The sequence below is a fragment of the Bradyrhizobium sp. CFUWI genome (genome assembly GCF_056429085.1).
In genome coordinates, this window is record NZ_JBWJZE010000002.1 from 154,819 (window position 1) to 180,634 (window position 25,816).

Genomic DNA, 25,816 nt, shown 5'->3' on the forward strand with positions numbered 1-25,816 from the left:
GTTCGTCGAGCTTCCGGTCGAGGAGGGCTATGCTTCGTCGAGCAGCGGACCTCCCAACTGCGGCAATCGCTCAACACCATGATATCGTCTTGAAGCAGCACCATCGACGTGAACACCGAGCCCGGTGTATTTACCGAATTCATCATCACCCTGCCGCGCGCGATGGCGGCGGGCGGCACGTCCGGAGGCAAGTCGTGAACGTTTACATCCTGGTCGTCGACGACGAGCCCGACGTCGAGGCGCTGTTCCGGCAGCAGTTCCGGCGCGAGTTGCGCGCAGGCCGCTTCCAGATGGAGTTCGCCACCTCCGCGCCCGATGCGCTCAAGCGCGCCGCCGAGGTTCGCGCCCCCTCGTTGATCCTGATCCTGTCCGACATTAACATGCCCGGCATGAGCGGGCTGGACATGCTGCCGAAGGTGCGTGCCGCGCACCCGGACGTTCCCGTCATCATGATCACGGCCTATGGCGATGCCGAGACGCGGCGGAAGGCGATCGAGCGCGGCGCCGTCGGGCTGCTCACCAAGCCTATCGACTTTGCCTTGCTGCGACAGGAAATCGACACGAGGCTCGAGCAAGCCGCATGAGCACGACCCTCCTCTTCGTCGACGACGAGCCGGATCTCGAGGTGCTGGTCCTGCAAAAATTCCGCAGGCGGATCCGCGACGGAGAGGTGACCATCATTTTTGCCCGCGACGGTCTCGAGGCACTGGCCGCGCTCGAGCAGCACCCGCAGGTCGACATGGTGGTTTCGGACATCAACATGCCCCGGATGGACGGGCTGTCGCTGCTGACGAAGCTCCAGGAGGCCGAGGACAAGAAGTCGACCATCATCGTCTCCGCCTATGGCGACATGAGCAACATTCGAACCGCCATGAACCGCGGCGCGTTCGACTTCCTGACCAAGCCGATCGACTTCGCCGATCTGGAAGCCACGATCGGCAAGACCATCCGGCACATCGAGATGCTGCGCGAGGTGCGGCGACGGCAGATGGAAGCCGAGCGCGCCCATGCCGCGCTGTCGCGTCATTTCTCGCCCGAGCTGGCCAAGCGTCTGGCCGCCAGCGGCGAGGGCGAGGGAATCGAAGTGCAGTGGCGAGATGTCGCCACCATTTTCACCGACATTACGGGCTTCACCTCCCTGGTCGAGACCGCCCCGCCCGAGGCATTGGGCAAGCTGCTCAACGAGTATGTCGGCGGCATGACCGAAATCGTCTTCGCGCATGAGGGGACGGTCGCAAAGATCATTGGCGATGCGATCCAGGTGCTCTTCAACGCGCCAGGGGATCAGCCGGATTATGCCACGCGAGCGGTCGCCTGCGCCCACGCGCTCGATGCCTGGGCGCAGGAGTTCCGCGCGCGGCAACATGCGATGGGCATCACCTTTGGTGCCACCCGCATCGGCATTCACGCCGGGCCGGCGCTGGTCGGTAATTTCGGCGGCAACCGCTACTTCGACTACACCGCGTATGGGGATTCCATCAACATCGCGGCGCGGCTGGAGGCCGCCAACAAGCATCTGGGGACGCGCATCTGCGTCAGCGCCAGCGTCGCCGAGGCGGCTGAGAATTTTCAAGGGCGCCCTGTGGGTGAGCTGATGCTGCGCGGACGCAGCGAGCCGTTGCGCGCGTTCGAGCCGTTGCCGCCGGAAAAATATCAGGCGCCGGAAACCGCGCTGTATGCGGAGGCTTTCGCCAAGATGGCGGCCGGCGACGCCGCGGCCATGCCCGCCTTTGCCGCGCTGGTCGGCATGCATGCCGACGATTCCCTGGCCGGCTTTCACCTGAGGCGCCTGCTCAACGGCGCCAAGGGCATTCGCATGCAGCTTGAATAGGAGTACGTCATGATCCGCGATTTCCCCTCTGGCAATTACCGCTTCATTCCGTCGGTGTTTCAATATTCCGCAGGTGCAGCCGCGGATGACGGTTACGAAATCGAACGCGTCCGCTTCGATCGTCTGGTGCCGCTCGCAGAAGGGTTCGCGCTGGCGGCGAAGTTCATCCAGGAAGCAGGGCGTCCGCTGACGGCGTTCTGTGCCTGCGAGCTGCGCTCACCGGCGGCCTTCAGCGAGGAGGGCTTTCGCGCGTTCAACCTGCACTATGTGAAGACGCTGTCCGAATGGGGCATCTTCGACGGCACCACCAATCCCGTGGCGCGCAGCAATGTTTGTCCCGAGATCGAGCCGCCGTCCGAACCATCGTTCTATGCATTCTCGTTCACGCGGCCGACCCGCTCCAAGGCCCCGTCTTTCGTCATCGCCGGCGGCGCCGAGGCGCGCGAGGGCAGCGGGACCTATGTCGAGCGCACGGTGCGTTATCGCGATCTCAGCCCGGAGGGCCTGCGCGAGAAGGTGCGCTTCACCACCTCGCAGATGGAGACCCGGATGGCGGCGTTCGGTTTTGGATGGAACGACACCACCGGCGTCCAGGCCTATTCCGTCCACGACTTCCACCACGCGCTGGCCGACGAGCTGGTTCGGCGCGGCGCGCTGCGCTCCGGTCTGACCTGGCATTTCGCCCGGCCTCCGGTGGTCGATCTCGAATATGAGATGGATTGCCGCCGCGTGATGCGGGAAGCCGTGATCTGAGATCCTCATCCTGAGAGCGGCCGTGAGGCCGCGTCTCCCAGGATGACCGCAGGCGACAACGGGGCCTTCATGGTTCGAGACGCGCGCGAAGGGCGCTCTCCTCACCATGAGGAACAACTACCGCTGCCTCGGGTCGAGCGCATCGCGCAGGCCGTCGCCGAGCAGGTTCAGCGACAACACCACAAGGAAGATCGCAAGTCCGGGCCAGATCGCCATCCAGGGCGCCTGCGTCAGGAAGCGTTGCGCGGCGTTGAGCATGCTGCCCCAGGACGGTGCCGGTGGTTGCTGGCCGAGGCCGAGGAACGACAGCGCAGCCTCGGCGATGATGGCGGCGGCGATCGAGAGCGTCGCCTGCACCAGCAGCGCGGGCAGGATGTTCGGCAGGATATGCGAAAGCGCGATCCGCCACGGCGGATTGCCGAGCGCGCGCGCCGCCTCGACATAATCCTCGGCCTTGACCACGAGGACCTGACCGCGGGTCAGGCGGATGAAGATCGGGGTTGCCGAAATGCCGATCGCAATCATGGCATTGCCGAGGCTCGGCCCGAGGAACGCCGCCAGCGCGATCGCCAGGATCAGGAACGGGCACGCCAGCATCGCATCCGTAACCCGGCTGATCAGCGCGTCGAGGAAGCCGCCGCGATAACCGGCGAGGAGGCCGAGCGGAACGCCGATGCCGAGCGCAATCGCAACCGAGATGAGGCCCGCCAGCAGCGAGGCGCGCGCGCCGTAGACGATGCGGCTGAGGATGTCGCGGCCGAGCTCGTCGGTGCCGAACCAGTGCGCCGCATTGGGCGGCTTGCGTACCAGGCTCCAGCTCGTCGCGATGGGATCATAGGGCACGATGAGCGGGGCCAGCACGGCGAGCAGGATGAACATCGTGAGCACGATGAGCCCGAACACCGCCGCCTTGCGCTTGAACAGGCGCCGGCGCGCGCGGCGGGCCGGGCTGTCCAGCTCGTCGGCGTGCGTAAGGGGGCTCGGCAGCGCGGCGTCGGTCATGAATCTAGCCCCGAAGCCTTGGATTGACGAGAATGTAGGCGATGTCGGCCACGAGGTTCAGCGTGATGTAGATCGTGGCGGTCACCAGCACCACGCCCTGCACTACGGCATAATCGCGGTTGAACACGGCATCCACGATCAGCTTGCCGAAGCCGGGAATGGAGAAGATCTGCTCGGTCAGGACGGCGCCGGACAGCAGTGTGCCGAGCTCGAGCGCGCCGAGGGTGATGACAGGGGTCAGCGCATTGCGCATGGCGTGCTTGAGGATCACCGAGCGCTCCAACAATCCCTTGGCGCGCGCAGTGCGGACGTAATCGCTTTCCAGCACCTGAAGCATGGCGCTGCGCGTATGCCGCATCAGGACCGCGGCAATCGCATTGCCGAGCACGAAGGCCGGCATGATGGTGACAGCCAGGCTGGCGCGCCAGTTCTCGGTGAGCGGCACGTAGCCGGACGCCGGCAGCCAGCCGAGCTCGATCGAGAACAGGAAGATCAGCATGATCCCGAGCCAGAAGTTCGGCGTCGAGATGCCCCACAGCGCAAACAGGTTCGCGCAATAGTCCCAGGCCGACCCCTTCTTCACGGCGGCGACGATGCCGGCGGGAATGCCGATCAGGAAGGCGATCAAGATCGCCATCGAGCCCAGCTGCAGCGTCACCGGCAGCTTCTGCGCGATCAGCTCGCGCACCGGCATCTTGTTGCGCAGCGACTCGCCGAAATCGCCCGAGAGCACGCCCTTGATCCAGTAGACGTACTGCACCGGCACGGGCTGATCGAGCCGGTACTGGCGGCGGATCTGCTCGATCACCGCGGGGTCGCGCTCTTCGCCCGCCATGACCAGCGCGGGATCGCCCGGCAGCAATTGCTGCAGCGAGAAGATCAGCACCGAGACGAAGAACAGCGTCGGCACGATCTGCGCAAGGCGGCGGGCGAGGAAGTTCAGCATGGTCGCACCTGTGTCCCGGGCGCGGCGCAACATGCAATGTTGCGCCGCTGAACCGGGACCCAGCTGCCACGGTTCGTCGTCGCCGTGGGTCCCCGCTCTGCGGAGCAGCGCTTCCGCGCTGCGCCGCGTCCGGGACACGGACTGAGCTTCAGATCGATCACTTCAGCTTCAGCCCGATCACGCGCACGAGGCCGTCGGGCATCTGCTTGTAGCCTTCGAGCCTGGTCGTATGCGCGATGATGATGCGGCGGTGGTAGAGGTAGAGCAGCGGCTCCTCCTCCTGCACCAGTCTGGCGAGCGTCTCGTAGCTCGCCTTGCGCTTGGCGGGATCGGTGACCAACCGCGCATCCTCCAGCGCCTTGTCGGCCTGCGGATTATTCCACCCGCCGTAGTTCTGCGGCGCGCCATTGTGCAGGAACACGAAAGTGTTCCCATCCGGATCGACGCGGCCGCTCCAGGCGAGCATGTAGGCCTGGTAGTCGCCGGTCTCGGCCTGCTTCAGCCCGGTTGCGAATTCGGTGAGGCGTATCTTCATGTCGAACCCGGCTTCCGCCGCCATGGACTGGATCACCTGCGCCGGTGTCTCGGTCTCCGCGCCCTTGGGCACCAGGAAATCGACGCTCACCGGCGGTGTCACGCCGGCTTCCTTCAGAAGCTCCTTGGCCTTCTCGACGTTGCGGGGACGGATCGGAAGCGATTTCTGATAATAGGGGTGATCAGGGTTGACCCATTGATTGCCGACCTGAAACTCGCCGTTGAACACGACCTGGTTGATCGCCTCGCGGTCGATGGCGAGGTCGAGCGCCTGGCGCACCTTGGCGGATTGGCTGAGCGGTCCCTTGGCCTTGTCCTTGCCGATGTTGAGCGTGACGCCCTGATAGCCGAGCTCGATGGCGGTCGCGACCTTCAGACGCGAGTCGGCGCGCACCTCCTTCAGATCAGTGGCGAGCACCCGCTCGATCAGGTCGAGGCCGCCGGATTTCAGGTTCGCCAGCCGCACGGTGGCATCGACGATCGGCTGGAACACGATCTTGTCGATGAAGACGTTGTCCTTGTTCCAGTAGCCCGCGAACTTCTCGAACACGATGCGGTCCTGCTGCACGCGCTCGACGAATTTGTAGGGGCCGGCGCAGACCGGACGCAGGCCGAACTTGTCGCCGGCCTCTTTCGCCGCCTTCGGCGACATCATCATCCCGGCACGGTCGGTGAGCTGGGCGAGCAGCGGCGAGAACGGCGACTTCAGCACCAGCTTGACGGTGAGGGGATCCATGACCTCGATGTGATCGACCGAGGCCAGCTCCGGCTTGCGAAACGAGCCGGGGAACGTCAGATGGCGTTCCAGCGAGAACTTTGCAGCCTCGGCATCGAGCGGCTCGCCGTCGTGGAATTTCACGCCGGGACGCAGCTTGATGACGAGGCCCTTGCCGTCGTCGACGGTCTCGCTCGACAGCGCAAGCTGCGGCACGATGTTGAGCTTCTCGTCGATGTCGAACAGCTTGTCGCAGAAGGCGGAGAACACGATGCGGCCGACATAGGTGCGCGCCATCGTCGGATCGAGGATATCGGGATCCTCGGCGAGGCCGATGCGAAGCGTGGTCTGAGCCTGCACGGCTCCGATCGACACCAGGAGGGCGGCGGCCGTTGCGGCCAAGCGTAACATCTTCATCGGACAATCCCCATTGCTTCGGCTATTTCGTTGTGGATACGGCGTCTTGTATACCAACCCCGGTGAAGCTCCCGCCTTCCGTCTTTTGGCTGAAGGCCGCGACCAATTTTGCAAGCGCCGGCGAAAATCCGCCCGCTACCGGCAGAATGGCATCGGCAGACGGCAGCTCTGCCGTGCGGTGACAGGCGGTGGCGTGGCCGGTGCCGTCCGCCACGAGCTTCGGCGCCTCGCTCCGGCAACGCTCGATCACGAACGGGCAGCGGGTGTGGAAGCGGCAGCCGGCCGGAGGATTGAGCGCGCTCGGGATCTCGCCCTCCAGCAGGACCGTCGTTCGTTTCGCCTTCGGCTGTGGCAGCGGGATCGCGGACAGCAGCGCGCGGCTATAGGGGTGGCGCGGCGCGGCGAACAGCGCGTCGGCCTCCGCCGTCTCGACGATCTGGCCGAGATTCATCACCGCCACATGGTCGGCGATGTGCTTGACCACGGCGAGGTCGTGCGAGACGAAGATGTAAGCGAGGCCGAGCCGGTCCTGCAGCTCGCGCAGCAGGTTGAGGATCTGCGCGCGGATCGAGACGTCGAGCGCCGAGACCGGCTCGTCGCAGATGATCAGCTTCGGCTCGACCGCGAGCGCACGGGCGATGGCGATGCGCTGGCGCTGGCCGCCCGAGAATTCGTGCGGATAGCGCCGGGCCAGTCGTGGTTCCAGCCCGACCAGCCGCAGCAGCTCGGCGACGCGCGCGCGGCGCTGTGCCGGCGGCACGAGATCGTGCAGCGCCAGCGGTTCGGTCAGGATCTGGCCGACCGTCATGCGCGGATTGAGCGAGGCGTAGGGGTCCTGGAAGATGATCTGCGCCTCGCGGCGGAAGGCGCGCAAGCCGCCGGCGTCGAGCGCGAGCAGGTCGCGGCCATTGAAGCGCACCGTGCCCGCATCCGGCTCGATCAGCCGCAGCACAAGACGGCTGACGGTGGATTTGCCGCAACCGGATTCGCCGACCAGCGCCAGCGTCTTGCCGGCCTCGAGCGAGAAGGAAACACCATCGACCGCCTTGACATGCGCCAGCGGCCGGCCGAACAGCGAGCGCTGGGCGACGAAATGCTTGACCAGGCCGTTGACTTCGAGCAGCGCGGTCATCGTCCACGCTCCCCACGGAATCCGCTCTCATGTCCCGGGCGCAGTGCAACACGAAGTGTTGCGCTGCTGAACCGGGACCCAGCTCGCCGCCGCATCGGCCCCGGTTCAGCAGCGCACCACGGCGCCTCGCTTGTGCTGCGCTGCGCCCGGGGAACGAGAGGAGAGAGCAGCGCCATCACGCCACCAGACGTTCGAGCGGCGCGCGGATGCAGCGCGAGAGGTGGCCGGGGCTGACTTCGACCAATGGCGGCGGCGCGTGGGCGCAGGCGTCCAGCACGAACGGGCAGCGCGCCGCGAAGCGGCAGCCTGCCGGCGGCTGCGCCATGTTCGGCACCATGCCTTCGATCGTCGCAAGCTGCGCGGCGCGATGGTCGAGCCGCGGGATCGAGCCGAGCAGGCCCACTGTGTAAGGATGCTGCGGGGCGGAGAACAAGTCGTCCACCGGTGCGCGCTCGACGATCTCTCCGGCATACATCACCGCGACCTCGTCGCAGACTTCGGCGACAACGCCGAGATCGTGGGTGATCAGGATGATGGCGGCGCCGCTGGCCTCCTTCAGTTCACGCATCAGCTCCAGGATCTGGGCCTGCAGGGTGACGTCGAGCGCCGTGGTCGGCTCATCGGCGATCAAGAGGTGCGGATCGCAGGCCAGCGCCATCGCGATCATCACGCGCTGGCGCATGCCGCCGGACAGCTTGTGCGGATATTCGTCGATGCGCCGTTCGGGCGAGGGGATGTGAACGCGGCGCAACAGCTCGATCGTCCGCTCGCGCGCGCTGCGACGTGAGCCGCCGCGATGGCGCAAGATGGTCTCGATGATCTGGTCGCCGATCGTGAAGCTCGGATTGAGCGATGTCATCGGCTCCTGGAAGATCATCGCGAGCCGGTTGCCGCGCAGATCGCGCAGGGTCTGATCCGGCATCTGCAGCAGGTCGAACCCGTCGAAGCGGATCGCGCCGGATATTTCCGCGCTTTGCTTCGGCAAGAGGCCCATGATCGCCAGCGACGTGACGCTCTTGCCGCAGCCGGACTCGCCGACGAGGCCAAGCGTCGCGCCGTTGGCCACGCTGAGATCGACGCTGTCGACCGCGTGGGTGATGCGGCCGTCGTCGCCGTGGAAACGGATGCGCAGGTCGCTGATCTCGATAAGAGGGCTCGCGTTCATGAGCGTCTTGCGCGGCTTGCGGCGATGCTGGCGTCGATGACGCTGCGATCGGTGTTGCCGGCCGGGTTCTTTCGCGTCGGCATGGAGGGCCGGAAGTGCACCCAGAGCTCGTGGCTGACGCGTTCGAGCCGCTCGAGCTCGCCGAGCGGGTCGGGATGATCGTCGGCGCGAATGTCCAGCGCCGGCCATTCCTCCTCGCCGTGGATTAGCAGCGCGGCGGACTGCTTGCCGCGCTTGTCGCCGCCGGCGGCCTCCCCTGCGCGCATCGCCGCGAGCAGGCGGCGCGGGAAGGGCAGGCTGTCGTTGGCAAGATAGGTCTTTGCCGTTTCGGCGAGCACGTCGGCGCCTGCGAGCATGTTGCCCGCGATCGAGAAGTCGCTGCCTGCGATATGACCGCACCAGTCGACACAATCGCGCCCTGTATGCGCGGCGATCTCGCCGCTGGCATCCATGATGTGGACCTGGCGGCTTTCGCGGCCGTCGTCGGTCGCGAGCAGGGTGGCGAGCACGTCGTGCGCGTTCAAACCTTCGCGCAGCAGCTTGACGCCGTCGATGCCGTAATAGGGGTTGACGAAGGCCTGCGTTGCGATGGCGCCGACGCCGGCGGCAATGTACGGAACCCGCGCGCCGACGGCGAAGAAGCGGGTCGCGACCGCGATGCCGAACTGGCCGGTGGCAGGATCTCGCGCGATGATCGACCAAGTCATGTGCTGCCTATCAGCGCCCCGCCGCGTAACCTTGCATGCCGCGCGGATTGGCGGCGGCGCGCCGGCGCGGACCGACACGCGAGGCCGCGGTGAGGCGGCCTTCGGACCAGTCGGGGCCGACCTCGACGATGTGTCCGCGCTCGCGCAGATTCTCGATCGTCGCCTTGGGCACGCGGTTCTCGACCACGAGCACGCCGGGGCGCGCGGTGCGTGGCCAGAACGAGATCGGGAAATGCTCGGAGTGCCAGGCCGGTGCGTCGATCGCCTCCTGGAGATTGAGATTGCAATGGACGTGTCGCAGGAAGAACTGCGTGATCCACTGATCCTGCTGATCACCGCCGGGCGAGCCCCAGGCGAGGTAAGGCTCGCCGTCGCGCAGTGCCATGGTCGGCGACAGCGTCGTGCGCGGCCGCTTGCCGGGCGCAAGCGCCGCCGGATGGTCCTCCTCCAGCCAGAACATCTGAGCGCGGCTGCCGAGGCAAAAGCCGAGCTCCGGAATGATCGGCGAGGATTGCAGCCAGCCGCCCGATGGCGTCGAGGACACCATGTTGCCGGCCTTGTCGATGATATCGAAATGCACGGTGTCGCCGCGCACCTCGCCGAAGCGCCCGACGGTCGGCTCGCCGGCACCGAGCGCGCCGACGGCCTCGCGCTGACCCTCGGCGCGGCGCAGCTTGACGACGCCGCCAAAGCCCTCCACCGCGCCGGGGCGGAAGTCGAGCGAGGCGCGGTCGGTAACCAGCTTGCGGCGTTCGTCGTTGTAGGCGTCCGACAGCAGCGTCGTGATCGGGATCTCGTTGAACTTAGGGTCGCCGTAGAATTTTTCGCGGTCGGCAAAGGCAAGCTTGGCGCATTCGATCTGCAGATGGATGAACTCAGGTCCGGTCGGATCGAGCCCATCGAGCGCAAAGCCCTTCAGGAGCGCGAGCTGTTGCAGCGTCACCGGGCCCTGGCTCCAGACGCCGGCCTTGCAGACGGTGTAGCGGCCATAATCGTAGGTGAGCGGCGCCTCGATCGTCGGCTGCCAGCGCGCCATGTCGTCGGCGGAAAGCACGCCGCGATGCGGCGAGCCGCTGACGTCCATCACGTCCTGGGTCCGGCAGAACCTGTCGATGGCCTCGGCGACGAAGCCTTGCGACCAGGCTTTGCGCGCCCGCTCGATCTCGGCGTCGCGGCCACCGCCGCCGCTTTCCGCTTCGCTGAGGATCCGGGCGTAGGTCGCGGCCAGCGTCTTGTTGGTGAACAGCGTGCCGGGCTTCGGCACTTCGCCGTTCGGCAGGTAGACGGCGGCGGAGGTCGGCCAGTGCTTGCGGAACAATTGCTCGACGGTCTGGATCGTGGCGCAGGCGCGCTCCACCAGCGGGTAGCCGTCGCGCGCATAGGAGATCGCGGGCTCCAGCACGTCGCGCACGCGCATCGTGCCGTAGTCGCGCAAGAGCATCATCCAGGATTCGAACGTGCCGGGGACGCAGGCCGCGAGCAGGCCGGTGCCGGGCACCATGTCGAGGCCCTCGCTCCTGTAGTGCGCGATGGTGGCGCGTGCCGGCGCCGGGCCCTGGCCGCAGATCACCTCGGTGCGGCCGCGCTTCACATCGTGCACGATGACAGGCACGTCGCCGCCGGGGCCGTTCAGATGCGGCTCGACCACCTGGAGCGTGAAGGCGGTGGCGACGCCGGCGTCGAAGGCGTTGCCGCCCTTTTCGAGGATGGCCATGCCGATGGCTGTCGCGATCCAGTGCGTGGTGGCGACGACCCCGAACGTGCCCTCGATCTCGGGGCGCGTCGTAAAGGGATCGGGATTGACGTTGCTGGCCATGGGCTACCTCATTTGCGGCGCGCGCAATTGATCACAGGGGCAGGCTGTCGCCAAATGCGCAGGCTGCATGGCACGCGCGCGTCACGCCGGGACCGGCGCGGTGTTGACCGCATGGCAGGCGACGCCGCCGATCAGTTCCGGGGCCTCCTTGCGGCAGAGCTCGAACGCCAGCGGGCAGCGCGGATTGAAGGCGCAGCCGGAGGGCGGGTTGATCGGGTTCGGAATCTCTCCCTTCACCGGAATGCGCTGGCGACCGCTCATGGCAAGGTCGGGCACGGCGCCCAGCAGCATCTTGGTGTAGGGCATGCGCGGATTGGCGAACAGCTCGCGCCCCTCCGCGATCTCGACGATGCGGCCGAGATACATCACGCCGACGCGGCTCGCCATGTGGCGGACCACGGCGAGGTTGTGGCTGATGAACATGTAGGTCAGGCCGAACTTGTCCTGGAGGTCGCGCATCAGGTTGAGGATCTGCGCCTGCACCGAGACGTCGAGCGCGGAGGTCGGCTCGTCGCAGACGATGAACTCGGCATCCGAGGCAAGCGCCCGCGCAATCGCGATCCGCTGGCGCTGGCCGCCGGAGAATTCGTGCGGAAACTTCAGCCGGTCGTCGGGATGCAGGCCGACCAGGGTGAGCAGCTCGGCGACGCGAGCCTGGATGTCGCGCTCGCCCTGGATCAGGTCGAAGGCGCGGATCGGCTCGGAGATGATGGCGTCGACGCGGAAGCGCGGGTTCAGGCTCGCATAGGGATCCTGGAAGATCATCTGGATGCGGCGGCGCAGCTTTCGCCGCGCTGGCGCCTGCCGCGGATCGGTCATCGAGACGCCGTCGATCAGGACGTCGCCCGCGCTCGGCGGCAGCAGCCCCACGACCATCCGTGCCACCGTGGTCTTGCCCGATCCGGATTCACCGACCAGCGCAAAGGTCTCACCCTTCCTGATGTCGAAGGTGACGTGATCGACCGCCTTGAGATATTCGAGGTGTCCGCCTTCGAGCACCCGGTTGAGCCAGGGTTTCGAGACGTCGAACACCCGGCGCAGATTTGTGGCCTGAACAAAGGGGGCGCTCATGCCGCGCTCTCCGCCGGCACGTTGTCGTAGAGGTGGCAGGCGACCGATTGCGCGCCGCGCGGCTGCGGCTCCGGCCGCTCGACCCGACAGCGGTCGAAGGCGAAGGCGCAGCGCGGATTGAACGAACAGCCGCGCGGGATCGCCGAGAGGCGCGGCATCGAACCGGGGATCTGCTGGAGGCGCTTGTCGTCGCCGGCCAGCGTCGGGATCGCGCCCATCAAGCCCTTGGCGTAGGGGTGCAGCGGATTTCTGACGACATCCTGCACCGGACCGATCTCGGCGACACGGCCGGCATACATCACCGCGACGCGGTCCGAGGTCTCCGCGATCACGCCCATGTCGTGCGTCACCAGCATCACGGCGGTGCCGTGGTCGCGCCCGAGCCGCTTGATCAGTGAGATGATCTGCGCCTGCACGGAGACGTCGAGCGCGGTGGTCGGCTCGTCGGCGATGATCAGCTCGGGCTCGGCGCAGATCGCGAGCGCGATCACGACGCGCTGACGCATGCCGCCGGAGAATTCGTGCGGATAGCCGTCGATGCGCCTGTCCGGCGCGGGAATGCCGACCTCGGCGAGCAGGTCGATGGCGCGGCGGCGGGCGGCGGATTCGGACAGGTCCAGGTGGGTCCTGATCGTCTCGATGATCTGGTCGCCGACCCGGTAGAGCGGATTGAGCGAGGTGAGCGGGTCCTGGAAGATCATGCCGATCCGCTTGCCCCGGATGCGGCGTATCTGTTCCGGCGGCAGGTGGTCGATGCGCTGGCCGGCGAGCCGAATCTCGCCGCCGGCGATGCGGCCGGGGGGATCGATCAGCCCGATCACGGCGAGGCCGGTGACGGATTTGCCGGCGCCGGATTCGCCGACCACGCCCAGCACCTCGCCCTTGGCGATGTCGAAGGAGACGCCGTCGATAGCGCGCAGCGTGCCGCGGCGGGAGGCGAACTCCACCTGAAGGTTGCGCACGGAGAGAATGGGTTCGGTCATGACCGAGGCGTACTCATCGAAGTGTTGCTCATCGGAGTTTCGGATTGAGCGCGTCGCGCAGCCAGTCGCCGAGCAAATTGATCGACAGGATCAGGCCGGCCAGCGCCAGGCCCGGGAAGGCGACGATCCACCATTCGCCGGCGAACAGATAATTGTTGCCGATGCGGATCAGCGTGCCGAGCGAGGGCATCGTGTCGGGCAGGCCGACGCCGAGGAAGGACAGCGTCGCCTCGGTGATGATGGCGAGCGCCAGGTTGATGGTGGCGATGACGAGGATCGGGCCCATGGTGTTGGGCAGCACGTGGCGCAGCATGATCTTCGGCGCGGGCAGGCCGATCAGCTGCGCGGCAGCCACGTAGTCCTTGTTCTTCTCGACCATCACGGAGCCTCGCACCGTTCGGGCATACCCCACCCAGAAACTCAGGCCGATCGAGATCACCAGCACCACAAGCATGCTGGTGGCATCCAGCCGGTTGCCGAAGATGGATTTGGCGATGCCGTTGACCAGCAGCGCGATCAGGATGGCGGGAAAGGTGAGCTGCACGTCGGCGATCCGCATGATCACGCCGTCGACCGCGCCGCCGAAATAGCCGGCGATCAGGCCGAGCGCGATGCCGAGCGCGCCGGCGAAGATCACGCCGGCGACGCCCACCATGAGCGAGATGCGCATCCCGTAGAGGATGGCGGAAAACACGTCGCGGCCCTGCTCGTCGGTGCCGAGCAGGAACGGGCTCTGGCCGTCGGCGGTCCAGAGCGGCGAGATGCGCGAGTTCATCAACTGGAGCTGCGCCGGATCGAACGGGTTCTGCACCGCGAGGGCGGATGCAAAGATCGCGAGCAGGAAGAACAGCACGGTAATGGCCGCCGCCACCATGGTCAGCTTGGATCGGCGGAACGAATAGAAGACGTCACTGTCGAGCGCGCGGCTCAGCCAGCTGCGGCCGGCCTGGGCGGGCGGCGCGCTCTGCTTGTCGGGATTGGAGGCGACTGCGTCGGACATGCAGGGCTGCCTTATGAGGCGCGGCCGACGGTCGCGCGGAGGCGCGGATCGACCACGGTGTAGAGGATGTCGACCACCAGATTGATGGTGACGAAGATCAGCGAAACCATCAGCAGGTAGGCGGCCATGATCGGGATGTCGACGTTTTGCACGGCCTGCACGAACAGAAGTCCCATGCCCGGCCATTGGAACACGGTTTCGGTGATGATCGAAAATGCAATAACCGAGCCAAACTGAAGTCCGGCCACCGTGATCACGGGAATCAGCGTGTTCTTCAGCGCGTGGCCGAAATGGATGGCACGGGTGGTCAATCCCCGGGCGCGAGCGAAGCGGATATAGTCGGTTCGCAGCACCTCCAGCATCTCCGCGCGCACCAGCCGCATGATCAAGGTCATCTGGAACAGGCCGAGGGTGATCGAGGGCATGATCAACGCCTTCAGTCCCGACAGCGTGAGCAGGCCCGTGCTCCACCAGCCGAGCTTGACCACCTCGCCGCGACCGAACGAGGGCAACCAGCCGAGTGTCACGGCGAACAGATAGATCAGCAGAATGCCGATCAGGAAAGTCGGCAACGAGATGCCTATCAGCGAAACCGCCTGGAACAGCTTGGCCAGCACGGTGTCGCGCCTGAGCGCCGAATAGACCCCCATCAGAATCCCGAACACCATTGCAAAGACGGTGGCGCAGATCGCAAGTTCCAGCGTGGCGGGCATCCGCTCCATCAACAGCGTGGAGACCGGCTGGCGGAACTGATAGGAGACGCCGAACTTGAACTGCGCGGCATCGGCGAAGTAGCGCACGAACTGCACCGGCACGGGATCGTCGAGGCCGAGCGATTTACGTACGATTTCGCGTTCGGCCGCCGATGTGTCGATCGAGACGATCTGGTTGACGGGGTCGCCGGCGAAACGGAACATCGAGAAGGCGATGATGCCCACGGCGAACATGACGCCGATGGCCTGAACGGCGCGGCGAAGCGTGAAAGCAAGCATGCCTTCCACTATCCTTGAGTGTGCGTGCGGCCGACGACTTTGTCAGCCGGAAAAAGGAAAGGTCCCGGACGCCTGATGCGCCGGGACCTCGTATTCAGCTGACGCTATTCCTTCTTGGTCGCCCAGTGGAACATGACCAGGTTGTCGGCGCGCTGCGGCAGGTTGACCTTTTTCGATACGCCCCAGGCCAGTGCCTGCTGATGCAGCGGAATGTAGGCCCAGTCCTTGATGCTGATGTCGTAGGCCTGCTTGATCAGCTGGTTGCGCTTGGCGGTGTCGGTCTCGACCAGCACCTTGTCGGTGATGGCGTCGAACTCCTTGTTGCAATAGCCGCCGAGATTGGCCTCGCCGCGCGAGGACTTCGCATCGTCGCGGCAGCCCATGATGTCGTACAGCACGTTGTGCGAGTCCATCGTGCTCGGCGTCCAGCCCAAGAGGTAGAACGAAGTCTGGTAGCCGCCTTGTTTGAGCACCTTGGCGAAGTACTGCGCCTTCGGTTGCGCCAAAAGATTGATCTTGACGCCGATGCGGGCGAGCATGCCGACGACCGCCTGGCAGATCGCGGCGTCGTTGACGTAGCGATCGTTCGGGCAATCCATCGTGACCTCGAAGCCGTCGGGATAACCCGCTTCGGTCAGGAGCTTCTTGGCGCCGTCAGGGTCGAATTTCGGTCGCGTGAACTCCTTGGACAGCACGAACAGTTCCGGCGCGATCATCAGGGCCGACGGCGTCGACAGCCCGCGCATCACGCGCGTCTTGATCAACTCGATGTCGATCGCCTTGTAGAAGGCCTCGCGGACGCGGGCGTCCTTGAACGGATTCTTGCCCTTGATGTTGGAGTAGAGCAGCTCGTCACGGGTCTGGTCGAAACCGATGAAGATGGTGCGAAGCTCAGGTCCCTTCAGCACTTGGGCGTTCGGGCTGGAATCGACACGGGAGATGTCCTGGATCGGCACGGGTTCGATGACGTCGACTTCGCCGGAGAGCAGTGCGGCGACGCGGGTGGCGTCGGAGGAAATCGGGGTGAAGACGATCTCCTTCAGGTTACCTTCCATCTTGCCCCAGTAATTGGGATTGGCCTTGAACACGGTCTTCACGCCGGGCTGATGGCTGTCGATGATGAAGGGACCGGTGCCGTTCTCGTTGAGTGAGGCGTAGCTCGGCGTGGTCGCCGCCACCGGCGTCGGATCGACGACGTTGTTCTCCTCGGCCCACTTCTTGTTCATGATGTACCAGACATCCCACGAATTATGCAGGATGGGATTGGGCGAAGGCAGAACGAAGTCCACGGTGTAGTCGTCGACCTTGACGACCTTGACGTCGGGCGCGAGGCGGGTCTGCATGTTGGACCCCTTCTTGCGGACGCGATCGGCGGAGAACACGACGTCGTCGGCGGTGAAGGGATTGCCGTTGTGGAATTTCACGCCCTTGCGCAAATGGAAGCGCCAGCGGGTCGGCTCGGGAGTTTCCCAGCTCTCCGCCAGCGCCGGAATGATCTTGAGGTCCTTGTCGCGCGCGGTGAGGCCTTGGTAGACGTGACCGAGATGCGCGTGGGTCGTGCTCTCGTTGAGCGTGTAGGGATCGAGGGACTTCAGGTCACCCTGGTTGGCATAACGGAGCGTCTGGCTCGATGCCGGCGTGACCGCCAACGCAAGCGTACCGGCGAGCGTCGCCGCAAACAGACTTCGACCTAATGACATTCTTGACCCTCTCCACTGCCATGCCGATGATTTTTGATTGTTCGGCGGGGCTGATTGATCCATGTTGCCCAGAGTTCTCGACCGGTGCAAGCGCCATTCCAGCAAGGATCGCGCCAAGTTGCGCCGCTGTGCAGCAATGCAGACCATGCCGCCCGGCATGGAAGATCGCCCCTTTCGACTTTGGTTGACCATATCGGCGGGTTGCGGGACGGGGCGCGCCGCGCCTGCATCAGGTCGCTTGCGTCGCACCACAACTCGCGGCGATACTCCGCCAGGCCGCTCGAATCTCAATCTGGAGGGGACATGAAGGTAAACATCGAAATCGACTGCACCCCCCTCGAGGCCCGCCAGTTCTTCGGTCTGCCCGACGTAGGGCCGATGCAAACGGCAGTGATGGATAAGCTGCAGCAGCAGGTGCTCAGCAACATCGAGAAGGTCTCGCCGGAGTCGCTGATCCAGAGCTGGTTCACGTTCGATCCGAAGATCGCCGAGCGGTTTCAGGATATGTTCGTCACGATGGCCGGCCTCGGCGGCACGCGTAGCAGCGACAAGAAAAAATAGTGTCGCCCGGGCAGGAGGGGGCGCTGGAGAGAGGCCGGCTTCGTCCGCCGGGTCTCGGCCTGTTGCTCGCCGAAGCCCGTGGCCTGCTCGAACTCAATGCAAGCCTCTTGCTGTCGCCGCTCCTGATGCGGGCGCCGAGGGGCGACGGCCATCCGGTGCTGGCGCTGCCGGGCTTTCTCGCCAGCGACCTCTCGATGGCGCCGATGCGGCGCTATCTCAGTGAGCTCGGCTACGAGACGCATGCCTGGCGGATGGGCCGCAATCTCGGCGGCCTCGGGCGGATGCGGGACGCGCTGCGCGCCCGGCTTGCCGAGATTCATGCCGCGAGCGAGCGCAAGGTCAGCCTGGTCGGGTGGAGTCTCGGCGGCGTCTATGCCCGCGATCTTTCGCTTTGGGCGCCCGATATGGTTCGCTACGTCATCACGCTCGGCAGCCCTTTCGCCAATGACGTGCGGGCGACCAACGCCACGCGGCTCTATGAGGCGCTGTCGGGCGAGCGGGTCGAGGATTTTGCCGAAGCGCGCGAGGCGATCGCCGGCGATCTGCCGGTGCCGACAACCTCCATCTATTCGCGGGCCGACGGTGTGGTTAACTGGCGGACCTGCTTGTTGCGTCCCTCCGACCGCGCCGAGAATATTGAAGTGCTCCTGGCGAGCCATATCGGGCTCGGGGTGAATCCGGCGGCGCTGTGGGCGGTGGCCGACCGGCTGGCTCAACCGGAGGGGGAGTTCTCGCCATTTGACCGGGCAGGGCCGTTTGCCATTGCATATCCCCCGCCGGAACAGGCAATATCGGCCTGACGAGAAGCGCCGGCTAAGGCGCCCGTCCAATCTCTGCGGGAGGGAACTATGGCTGACGGTAAGAAGCTGTCGTCGCTGGACGCGTCGTTTCTCTATCTGGAAACGCCGGAAATGCCGATGCATGTCGGAAGCATGGCGATCTTTCGCCTGCCCGACGACTACAAGGGCGACTTCTTCGAAGACTTCAAGGCGATGATCGTCTCGCGGCTGCACATCGCGCCGATCCTGAAGGCGCGGCTGGAGAAGGCGCCGCTCGACATCGACCATCCCTCCTGGGTCGAGGACGATCAGTTCGACATCGACCGTCACATCTTCCGGGCCAGCCTGCCGCAGCCGCGCGACCGCGCCACGCTGGAGCGCATCGTCGGCTGGGCCCATGCCAAGCTCCTGAACCGCGCCCGGCCGCTCTGGGAGTTCTACGTGTTCGAGGGCATGAAGGACAACGAGGTGGGGCTCTATTCCAAGATGCACCATGCCGCGATCGACGGCGGCGCCGGCGCGGCGCTGACCAGCATGATCTACGATATCTCGCCGATCCCGCGGAAGATCGAGCCGCCGGCGGCGGGATCCAAACCCGGCCAGGAGCCGCGCGACATCGCCGCCAACCTGCTGGATTCCTATCAGCAATTGTTCAGCCAGTCGCTCGACGCCTCGGCGGCGAAGAAGCTGCAATTGCCGCGCACCGGCAAGAGCGATATCGGCTCGATCCTGTTCGACAACGCGATGTACCAGATCGAAAGCGCAGTGCGCTTTGCCGGCAACATTCCGACCGTGCTCAAGAGCGTGTCCGACGTGCTCGCCAAGGTCGCCGATCCCAGATCGCGCGAAAGCCTCGTCAGCATGGTGTCGCCGCCGACCATGCTCAACAAGAGCATCTCCTCGGAGCGCAGCTTTGCCGGCGTGTCGATCCCGCTGTCGCGGGCGAAGGCGCTGGCCAAGAAGGCCGGCGGCAAGCTCAACGACGTCGTGCTGGCGCTCGCCTCGGGCGTGGTCCGCCGCTATCTCCTGCAATATGGCACGCTGCCGGCGAAATCGCTGACGGCGGCGGTGCCGATCTCGCTGCGCGAGGAGGGCAACACCGAGGCCAACAACCAGGTGTTCGGCATGATCTGCGCGATCGCGACCAACGTCGACGATCCCAAGGCGCGGCTCGAGGCCATCATCGCGCAATCGACCAAGTCCAAGGAGATGTCGCACCCCTTGCGCGCGCTGATGCCGCAGGTCTCCAACATCTCGATGCTGGGCGCGCCGATCATGGTGCAGATCCTGGCCTTGCTCTACAGCCGCTCGAACCTCTCGGACGTGCTGCCGCCGGCCGCCAACATCACGGTGTCGAACGTGCCGGGACCGCGGCAGACGCTCTATGCCGCGGGCGCCGAGCTGCTGCACATCTTCCCGGTGTCGATCTCGACGCACGGGCAGGCGCTCAACATCACCGTGCAGAGCTACCGCGACCAGCTCGATTTCGGCTTCATCGTCGGCGCCAACATCATTCCGCATGTGCAGGTGATGTGCGACATGCTGCCGGAGGAATTCGCCGCACTGGAGGCAGCCTACGCGCCACCGGCGTCGGACATCAAGGTCGCTGCGGAATAGGAAACTTGTGATGATCGAAATGCCGCCACTTCAGTTCGCGACGACGAACGGAATCCGCATGGGCTATTACGAGGCGGGCCCGGCCGACGACAAGCCGCCTGTCGTGCTGTGCCACGGCTGGCCCGAGCTCGCGTTTTCCTGGCGCCACCAGATCAAGGCGCTGAGTGAGGCCGGCATCCGGGTGATCGCCCCGGACCAGCGCGGCTATGGCGCGACCGACCGGCCCGAGCCGGTCGAGGACTATGACATGGAGCATTTGACCGGCGATCTCGTCGGTCTGCTCGATCATCTCGGCATCGACAAGGCGATCTTCGTCGGTCACGACTGGGGCGGCTTCGTCGTCTGGCAGATGCCTTTGCGGCACCCCTCGCGCGTCGCTGGCGTGGTCGGGGTCAACACCCCGCATTGGGACCGCGCGCCGATCGATCCCATCGCGCTGTTCCGCCAGCGCTTCGGCGATCAGATGTATATCGTCCAGTTCCAGGATCCCGCGCGCGAGCCGGACAGGATCTTCGGCAGCCGGGTCGAGCAGACCTTCGACGCCTTCATGCGCAAGCCGGCCGCGCGCCCTCCGGGTGCGCCCGAGGAACAGCCGATTGCCGGTATTGGTGCTTCGCCCCGCATCAACCTGGCGTTCCCGCAGATGATCGCGAACTACGACGCCAGACATGATCCGCGCACGCCGATCCTGTCGGCCGAGGAGAAGAAGGTGTTCGTCGACACCTTCACGAAGACCGGCTTCACCGGCGGCATCAACTGGTATCGCAACTTCACGCGCAATTGGCAGCGGGCGAAGGGACTGGATCATCACATCCACGTGCCGTCATTGATGATCATGGCCGAGAACGACGCGGTGCTGCCGCCGTCTGCGGCGGACGGCATGGAGAATCTGATCGGCGATCTCGAGAAGTATCTGGTGAAGGACAGCGGCCACTGGACGCAGCAGGAGAAGCCGGAGGAGGTCAGCGCCAAGCTGATCGAATGGCGTAGAAGGCGGTTTGGGTGAGGATCCGGTCGTCCACGTAAGTCAGACGTCATTCCGGGACGGGCCGAAGGACCGGACCCGGAATCTCGAGATTCCGGGTCCGATGCTGCGCATCGCCCCGGAATGACGGCAAGAGGGGGAAGCGTAGTTAAATGTCATCCACGAATCGTCTGGAGCCGATCCCGCATCCGCCGACCAAGCCCGTGGTCGGCAACATGCTGTCGCTGGATTCGGCTGCGCCCGTGCAGCACCTGACACGGCTCGCCAAGGAGCTCGGTCCGATCTTCTGGCTCGATATGATGGGCTCGCCGATCGTGGTTGTCTCTGGCCACGATCTCGTCGACGAGCTCTCCGATGAGAAGCGCTTCGACAAGACGGTGCGCGGCGCGCTGCGGCGCGTGCGCGCGGTCGGCGGCGATGGCCTGTTCACGGCCGATACCAAGGAGCCGAACTGGAGCAAGGCGCACAACATCCTGCTTCAGCCGTTCGGCAACCGCGCCATGCAGTCCTATCACGGCAGCATGGTCGATATCGCCGAGCAGCTGGTCCAGAAATGGGAGCGGCTCAACGCCGACGACGAGATCGACGTCGTGCACGACATGACCGCGCTGACGCTGGACACGATCGGCCTGTGCGGATTCGACTATCGCTTCAATTCGTTCTACCGGCGCGACTACCATCCCTTCGTCGAGTCGCTGGTGCGCTCGCTCGAAACCATCATGATGACGCGCGGCCTGCCGTTCGAGCAGCTCTGGATGCAGAAGCGGCGCAAGACGCTGGCCGAAGACGTCGCCTTCATGAACAAGATGGTCGACCAGATCATTGCCGAACGGCGCAAGAGCGCAGAGGCCATCGACGACAAGAAGGACATGCTTGCCGCGATGATGACCGGCGTCGACAGGGCCACCGGCGAGCAGCTCGACGACGTCAACATCCGTTACCAGATCAACACGTTTCTGATTGCGGGCCACGAGACCACCAGCGGCCTGTTGTCGTACACGCTCTATGCGCTGCTCAAGCACCCGGAGATCCTCAAGAAGGCCTATGACGAGGTCGATCGCGTTTTCGGCCCCGACGTCAATGCGAAGCCGACCTATCAGCAGGTGACGCAGCTCACCTACATCACGCAGATCCTGAAGGAGGCGCTGCGGCTGTGGCCGCCGGCGCCGGCCTATGGCATCTCGCCGCTGAACGACGAGACGATCGGCGGCAGGTACAAGCTTCGGAAGGGCACCTTCACCACGATCCTGGTGACCGCCCTGCATCGCGATCCCTCCGTCTGGGGTCCGAATCCCGATGCCTTCGATCCCGAGAATTTCAGCCGTGAGGCGGAAGCGAAGCGCCCGATCAATGCCTGGAAGCCGTTCGGCAACGGCCAGCGCGCCTGCATCGGCCGCGGCTTCGCCATGCACGAGGCCGCGCTTGCGCTCGGCATGATCCTGCAGCGCTTCAAGCTGATCGATCACCAGCGCTACCAGATGCATCTGAAGGAGACACTGACGATCAAGCCGGAGGGCTTCAAGATCAAGGTGCGTCCGCGCGCCGATCGCGAGCGCGGTGCCTATGGCGGACCGATTGCGGCCGCCGGTTCGGCGCCGAAGGCCCCGCGCCGGCCGACGGCCCGGCCCGGCCACAACACGCCGATGCTGGTGCTCTATGGCTCCAATCTCGGCACCGCCGAGGAGCTCGCGACGCGCATGGCCGACCTTGCGGAGATCAACGGCTTTGCCGTGCATCTCGGCCCGCTCGACGATTACGTCGGCAAGCTGCCGCAGGAGGGCGGCGTGCTGATCATCTGCGCCTCCTACAACGGCGCGCCGCCCGACAATGCGACGCAGTTCGTCAAATGGCTTGGCGGCGATTTGCCGAAGGATGCCTTCGCCGGCGTGCGCTACGCCGTGTTCGGTTGCGGCAACAGCGACTGGGCCGCGACCTATCAATCGGTGCCGCGCCTGATCGACGAGCAATTGTCGAAGCATGGCGCCCGTGCGGTCTATCCGCGCGGCGAAGGCGATGCGCGCAGCGATCTCGATGGCCAGTTCCAGAAATGGTTCCCCGCCGCCGCCCAGGTCGCGACCAAGGAATTCGGCATCGACTGGAATTTCACCCGCACCGCGGAGGACGATCCGCTCTATGCGATCGAGCCGGTCGCGGTCACCGCCGTCAACACTATCGTTGCCCAGGGCGGCGCGGTGGCGATGAAGGTGCTCGGCAACGACGAGCTTCAGAACAAGAGCGGGCCCGATCCGTCCGAGCGCTCGACGCGCCACATCGAGGTGCAGCTGCCGGCCAACGTTAGTTACCGGGTCGGCGATCACCTCAGTGTCGTCCCGCGCAATGATCCGACGCTGGTGGATTCGGTGGCCCGTCGCTTCGGGTTCCTCCCGGCCGACCAGATCAGGCTGCAGGTTGCCGAGGGGCGCCGCGCCCAATTGCCGGTCGGCGAGGCCGTGTCGGTCGGCCGCCTGCTCAGCGAGTTCGTCGAGCTGCAGCAGGTCGCAACCCGCAAGCAGATCCAGATCATGGCCGAGCACACCCGCTGCCCGGTCACCAAGCCGAAGCTGCTGGCCTTCGTCGGCGAGGAGACCGAGCCGCTCGAGCGTTACCGCGCCGAGATTTTCGCCAAGCGCAAATCGGTGTTCGACCTGTTGCTCGAATATCCGGCCTGCGAATTGCCGTTCCACGTCTATCTGGAGATGCTCTCGCTGCTGGCACCGCGCTATTATTCGATCTCGTCCTCGCCATCGGTCGATCCCGCGCGTTGCAGCATCACGGTCGGCGTGGTCGAAGGGCTGGCCGCCTCCGGGCGTGGGGTCTACAAGGGCATCTGCTCGAACTATCTCGCCAATCGCCGCGTCGGCGACGTCGTCTACGCCACCGTGCGTGAAACCAAGGCCGGCTTCCGGCTTCCCGAGGATCCGTCGGCGCCGATCATCATGATCGGCCCGGGCACGGGCCTCGCGCCGTTCCGCGGCTTCCTCCAGGAACGCGCCGCGCGCAAGGCCAAGGGCGCGACGCTTGGGCCATCCATGCTGTTCTTCGGCTGCCGCCATCCCGACCAGGATTTTCTCTACGCCGACGAGCTGAAGGCGCTGGCCGCAAGCGGCATCACCGAGCTGTTCACGGCGTTCTCGCGCGCCGAGGGACCGAAGACATATGTGCAGCACGTGCTGGCCGCACAGAAGGACAAGGTCTGGCCGCTGGTCGAGCAGGGCGCGATCATCTATGTCTGCGGCGACGGCGGCAAAATGGAGCCCGACGTCAAGGCGGCGTTGGTCGCAATCCACCGCGAGAAGAGCGGCGGTGACGCGGCCGCCAGTGCCCGCTGGATCGAGGCGATGGGCACGAACAACCGCTATGTGCTCGACGTCTGGGCGGGTGGGTGATTGTTCGTCCGATCGTGCTAAACGTCGGGGATGATTCCCTGGGAAAAGATCGACACCGCCAGGATTCCCGGTTCCGACGAGGAGCTCCGGCTGATGCGGCGGGGCAAGGAATTCTCGATCAAGCTCGGCACCAACGAGCTGATGAACAATCGCTTGTCCGGTTCGGAAGCCGCGCTCGCAACGCTCGCGGCGAAGCAGATCGAGAAGGTCAAGAAGCCCGTCGTCCTGATCGGCGGCCTCGGCATGGGCTTTACGCTTCGTGCGGCGCTCACCGTGCTTGGGCCCAAGGCGAAGATCGTGGTGTCCGAACTGGTGCCGGCGGTGGTGGCCTGGGCGAAAGGTCCGATGGCGGAGGTCTTCGGCGACAGCCTCGATGATGTCAGAGTGAATATCCGGGAAATCGACGTCGGCGAAATCATCCGCGCGCAGCGGTCGGCCTTCGACGCCATTCTCCTCGACGTCGACAATGGGCCGGAAGGGCTGACCCGCAAGGGCAATGACGCGCTCTACAGCACGAGCGGGCTCTCGGCAGCGAAGACGGCGCTGCGCCCGGGCGGCGTGCTCGCGGTCTGGTCGTCGGGACCCAACCCCGCCTTCACCAGGCGTCTCCGCACCGCCGGCTTCGACGTGAACGAAGTCAATGTCCGCGCCACCGGGCGAGGCGGTGGCGCGCGCCATGTAATCTGGATCGCGAAGAAGAGTTAAGCGGCCTGCGCGGCCGCGCCATGGGCGTGCTTGTCGATGGCGTCGATGATCTCCGGCCAGAACCGCATCGGCAGCGCGTGGCCCATGCCTTCGATCATCAACAATTTGGCGTTCGGGATTGACGCCGCCGTGTCCTTGCCGCCTTCGGGGCGGACCAGCGGATCGACGGTGCCGTGAATGACCAGTGTCGGTGTCATCACCGCGTGCAGCCGCTCCTTCCGGCTGCCGGACGCCAGCACGGCGCGGAGCTGACGGCCGACGCCGGCCGGATTGAGTCCGCGCGCGAACACGCGCTCGGCACGCTCGGGGTCGAGCGCTTCCTCCTCCGGAAAATGTCCGGCGCGCAACACCTTCCAGGTCTGTCCGTAGCGGACGATGAACTCCTCCTTGCTGCGCGGCGGTGGCGCCATCAGCATTGCGGCGGCTTCGCGCGACGGCGGCGGGATGCGCGGATTGCCTGTGGTCGACATGATCGATGTCAACGAACGGACGCGGTGCGGAAACGACAGCACCACCTCCTGGGCGATCATGCCGCCCATGGACGCGCCGACCAGATGCGCCGACTTGATGTCGAGCGCATCCATCAGGGCGACCGTGTCCTTGGCCATGTCGATCAGCTTGTAGGTCGCGGCGACGGGAATCCTGAGGAAGCGCAGCTTCAGCAGCTCGAGCGGCGTCAGGCGCTTGCCGCCGGTGAGGTGGCTCGACTTGCCGATGTCGCGATTGTCGAAGCGGATCACGCGGAAACCCCGCGCGGCAAGCTGCTCGCAGAACGCATCGTCCCAGTGGATCATCTGCGCTCCCAAACCCATGATCAGCAGCAGGGGTTCGGCATTGTCGTTGCCAAAGATCTCGTAGCAGATGTCGATGCCGTTGGCGCGGACGGTCTGGGGCGGCTGATGGGTGGTCACGGATCCCTCCTGCTGATCGGTGTTGTATCGCACGGTTTCCCGCCACAAAGAAGCCGCGTGCCGAGCAGCGCGTGCGCTTGCCGGTTGACCGGCACCGCGCAACGGTGT

22 protein-coding genes are annotated in these 25,816 nt (G+C 65.5%); 9 read left to right on the top strand and 13 right to left on the bottom strand.

All coding sequences use genetic code 11. The features are described from left to right. Positions 1-194: 194 nt before the first annotated feature. The 3 genes from AC066S_RS04580 to cnbZ are packed head-to-tail and all read left to right on the top strand — an operon-like array spanning position 195 to position 2,584. On the top strand, positions 195-584 hold the full coding sequence (locus tag AC066S_RS04580; protein ID WP_126256481.1) for a response regulator: 390 nt from the start codon (positions 195-197) through the stop codon (positions 582-584). Then, the gene (locus AC066S_RS04585; protein ID WP_478269015.1) at positions 581-1,831 is read left to right on the top strand and encodes an adenylate/guanylate cyclase domain-containing protein; all 1,251 of its coding nucleotides are present in this window, start codon (positions 581-583) and stop codon (positions 1,829-1,831) included. Before AC066S_RS04580 ends, AC066S_RS04585 begins: the two co-directional genes overlap by 4 nt. A gap of 9 nt (positions 1,832-1,840) precedes the next feature. Continuing rightward, positions 1,841-2,584, top strand: a complete 744-nt coding sequence (gene cnbZ / locus AC066S_RS04590) for a 2-amino-5-chloromuconate deaminase CnbZ (protein WP_478269016.1) — start codon at positions 1,841-1,843, stop codon at positions 2,582-2,584. A 117-nt stretch (positions 2,585-2,701) separates the two neighbouring features. Here cnbZ and AC066S_RS04595 read toward each other — a convergent pair whose 3' ends face one another. The 12 genes from AC066S_RS04595 to AC066S_RS04650 all read right to left on the bottom strand — a co-directional run bounded on the left by AC066S_RS04595 (position 2,702) and on the right by AC066S_RS04650 (position 16,764). After that, the gene (locus AC066S_RS04595; RefSeq protein ID WP_126256478.1) at positions 2,702-3,586 is read right to left on the bottom strand and encodes an ABC transporter permease; all 885 of its coding nucleotides are present in this window, start codon (positions 3,584-3,586) and stop codon (positions 2,702-2,704) included. 4 nt (positions 3,587-3,590) lie between these two features. Next, positions 3,591-4,532 carry an ABC transporter permease gene (locus AC066S_RS04600; protein WP_126256477.1) on the bottom strand — a complete coding sequence of 314 codons (942 nt, stop codon included), beginning with the start codon at positions 4,530-4,532 and terminating at the stop codon, positions 3,591-3,593. 157 nt (positions 4,533-4,689) lie between these two features. Continuing rightward, positions 4,690-6,198, bottom strand: coding sequence for an ABC transporter substrate-binding protein (locus tag AC066S_RS04605; protein WP_478269017.1), 1,509 nt, complete (start codon positions 6,196-6,198; stop codon positions 4,690-4,692). Between the two features lie 22 nt (positions 6,199-6,220). Next, complete coding sequence (locus tag AC066S_RS04610; protein ID WP_478269018.1) at positions 6,221-7,330, bottom strand: ABC transporter ATP-binding protein; 1,110 nt, start codon at positions 7,328-7,330, stop codon at positions 6,221-6,223. A gap of 175 nt (positions 7,331-7,505) precedes the next feature. Beyond that, positions 7,506-8,495: an ABC transporter ATP-binding protein gene (locus tag AC066S_RS04615; protein ID WP_478269019.1), complete on the bottom strand. Its 990-nt coding sequence runs from the start codon at positions 8,493-8,495 to the stop codon at positions 7,506-7,508. Then, on the bottom strand, positions 8,492-9,202 hold the full coding sequence (locus AC066S_RS04620) for a DUF1028 domain-containing protein (RefSeq protein ID WP_478269020.1): 711 nt from the start codon (positions 9,200-9,202) through the stop codon (positions 8,492-8,494). Before AC066S_RS04620 ends, AC066S_RS04615 begins: the two co-directional genes overlap by 4 nt. 10 nt (positions 9,203-9,212) lie before the next feature. Beyond that, on the bottom strand, positions 9,213-11,018 hold the full coding sequence (locus AC066S_RS04625) for a gamma-glutamyltransferase family protein (protein WP_126256472.1): 1,806 nt from the start codon (positions 11,016-11,018) through the stop codon (positions 9,213-9,215). 81 nt (positions 11,019-11,099) lie between these two features. After that, a complete protein-coding gene (locus AC066S_RS04630) occupies positions 11,100-12,089 on the bottom strand; it encodes an ABC transporter ATP-binding protein (RefSeq protein ID WP_126256471.1) in 990 nt (329 codons plus the stop codon). Beyond that, a complete protein-coding gene (locus AC066S_RS04635; RefSeq protein ID WP_478269021.1) occupies positions 12,086-13,072 on the bottom strand; it encodes an ABC transporter ATP-binding protein in 987 nt (328 codons plus the stop codon). Before AC066S_RS04635 ends, AC066S_RS04630 begins: the two co-directional genes overlap by 4 nt. Positions 13,073-13,100: 28 nt before the next feature. After that, positions 13,101-14,072: an ABC transporter permease gene (locus AC066S_RS04640; protein ID WP_135167969.1), complete on the bottom strand. Its 972-nt coding sequence runs from the start codon at positions 14,070-14,072 to the stop codon at positions 13,101-13,103. Between the two features lie 11 nt (positions 14,073-14,083). After that, entirely contained in the window at positions 14,084-15,064 is a 981-nt protein-coding gene (locus AC066S_RS04645) for an ABC transporter permease (RefSeq protein ID WP_126256468.1), read from the bottom strand. Positions 15,065-15,168: 104 nt separating this feature from the next. Then, positions 15,169-16,764: an ABC transporter substrate-binding protein gene (locus tag AC066S_RS04650; protein ID WP_478269022.1), complete on the bottom strand. Its 1,596-nt coding sequence runs from the start codon at positions 16,762-16,764 to the stop codon at positions 15,169-15,171. Positions 16,765-17,067: 303 nt separating this feature from the next. Between AC066S_RS04650 and AC066S_RS04655 the strand changes: the two genes are divergently transcribed. The 6 genes from AC066S_RS04655 to AC066S_RS04680 all read left to right on the top strand — a co-directional run bounded on the left by AC066S_RS04655 (position 17,068) and on the right by AC066S_RS04680 (position 24,797). Continuing rightward, a complete protein-coding gene (locus tag AC066S_RS04655) occupies positions 17,068-17,325 on the top strand; it encodes a DUF6489 family protein (RefSeq protein WP_028135213.1) in 258 nt (85 codons plus the stop codon). Then, on the top strand, positions 17,325-18,125 hold the full coding sequence (locus tag AC066S_RS04660) for an esterase/lipase family protein (RefSeq protein WP_478269023.1): 801 nt from the start codon (positions 17,325-17,327) through the stop codon (positions 18,123-18,125). The genes AC066S_RS04655 and AC066S_RS04660 overlap by 1 nt, the downstream gene beginning before the upstream one ends. A gap of 48 nt (positions 18,126-18,173) precedes the next feature. Beyond that, on the top strand, positions 18,174-19,721 hold the full coding sequence (locus AC066S_RS04665; protein ID WP_478269024.1) for a WS/DGAT/MGAT family O-acyltransferase: 1,548 nt from the start codon (positions 18,174-18,176) through the stop codon (positions 19,719-19,721). 10 nt (positions 19,722-19,731) lie between these two features. Then, positions 19,732-20,727, top strand: a complete 996-nt coding sequence (locus AC066S_RS04670; protein ID WP_478269025.1) for an alpha/beta fold hydrolase — start codon at positions 19,732-19,734, stop codon at positions 20,725-20,727. Between the two features lie 131 nt (positions 20,728-20,858). Then, positions 20,859-24,092 carry a bifunctional cytochrome P450/NADPH--P450 reductase gene (locus tag AC066S_RS04675; protein ID WP_478269026.1) on the top strand — a complete coding sequence of 1,078 codons (3,234 nt, stop codon included), beginning with the start codon at positions 20,859-20,861 and terminating at the stop codon, positions 24,090-24,092. Between the two features lie 30 nt (positions 24,093-24,122). Then, positions 24,123-24,797 carry a spermidine synthase family protein gene (locus AC066S_RS04680; protein ID WP_126256462.1) on the top strand — a complete coding sequence of 225 codons (675 nt, stop codon included), beginning with the start codon at positions 24,123-24,125 and terminating at the stop codon, positions 24,795-24,797. Here AC066S_RS04680 and AC066S_RS04685 read toward each other — a convergent pair. Beyond that, entirely contained in the window at positions 24,794-25,708 is a 915-nt protein-coding gene (locus AC066S_RS04685) for an alpha/beta fold hydrolase (protein ID WP_126256461.1), read from the bottom strand. The two genes, AC066S_RS04680 and AC066S_RS04685, sit on opposite strands and share 4 nt — an antisense overlap. Positions 25,709-25,816: the final 108 nt, after the last annotated feature.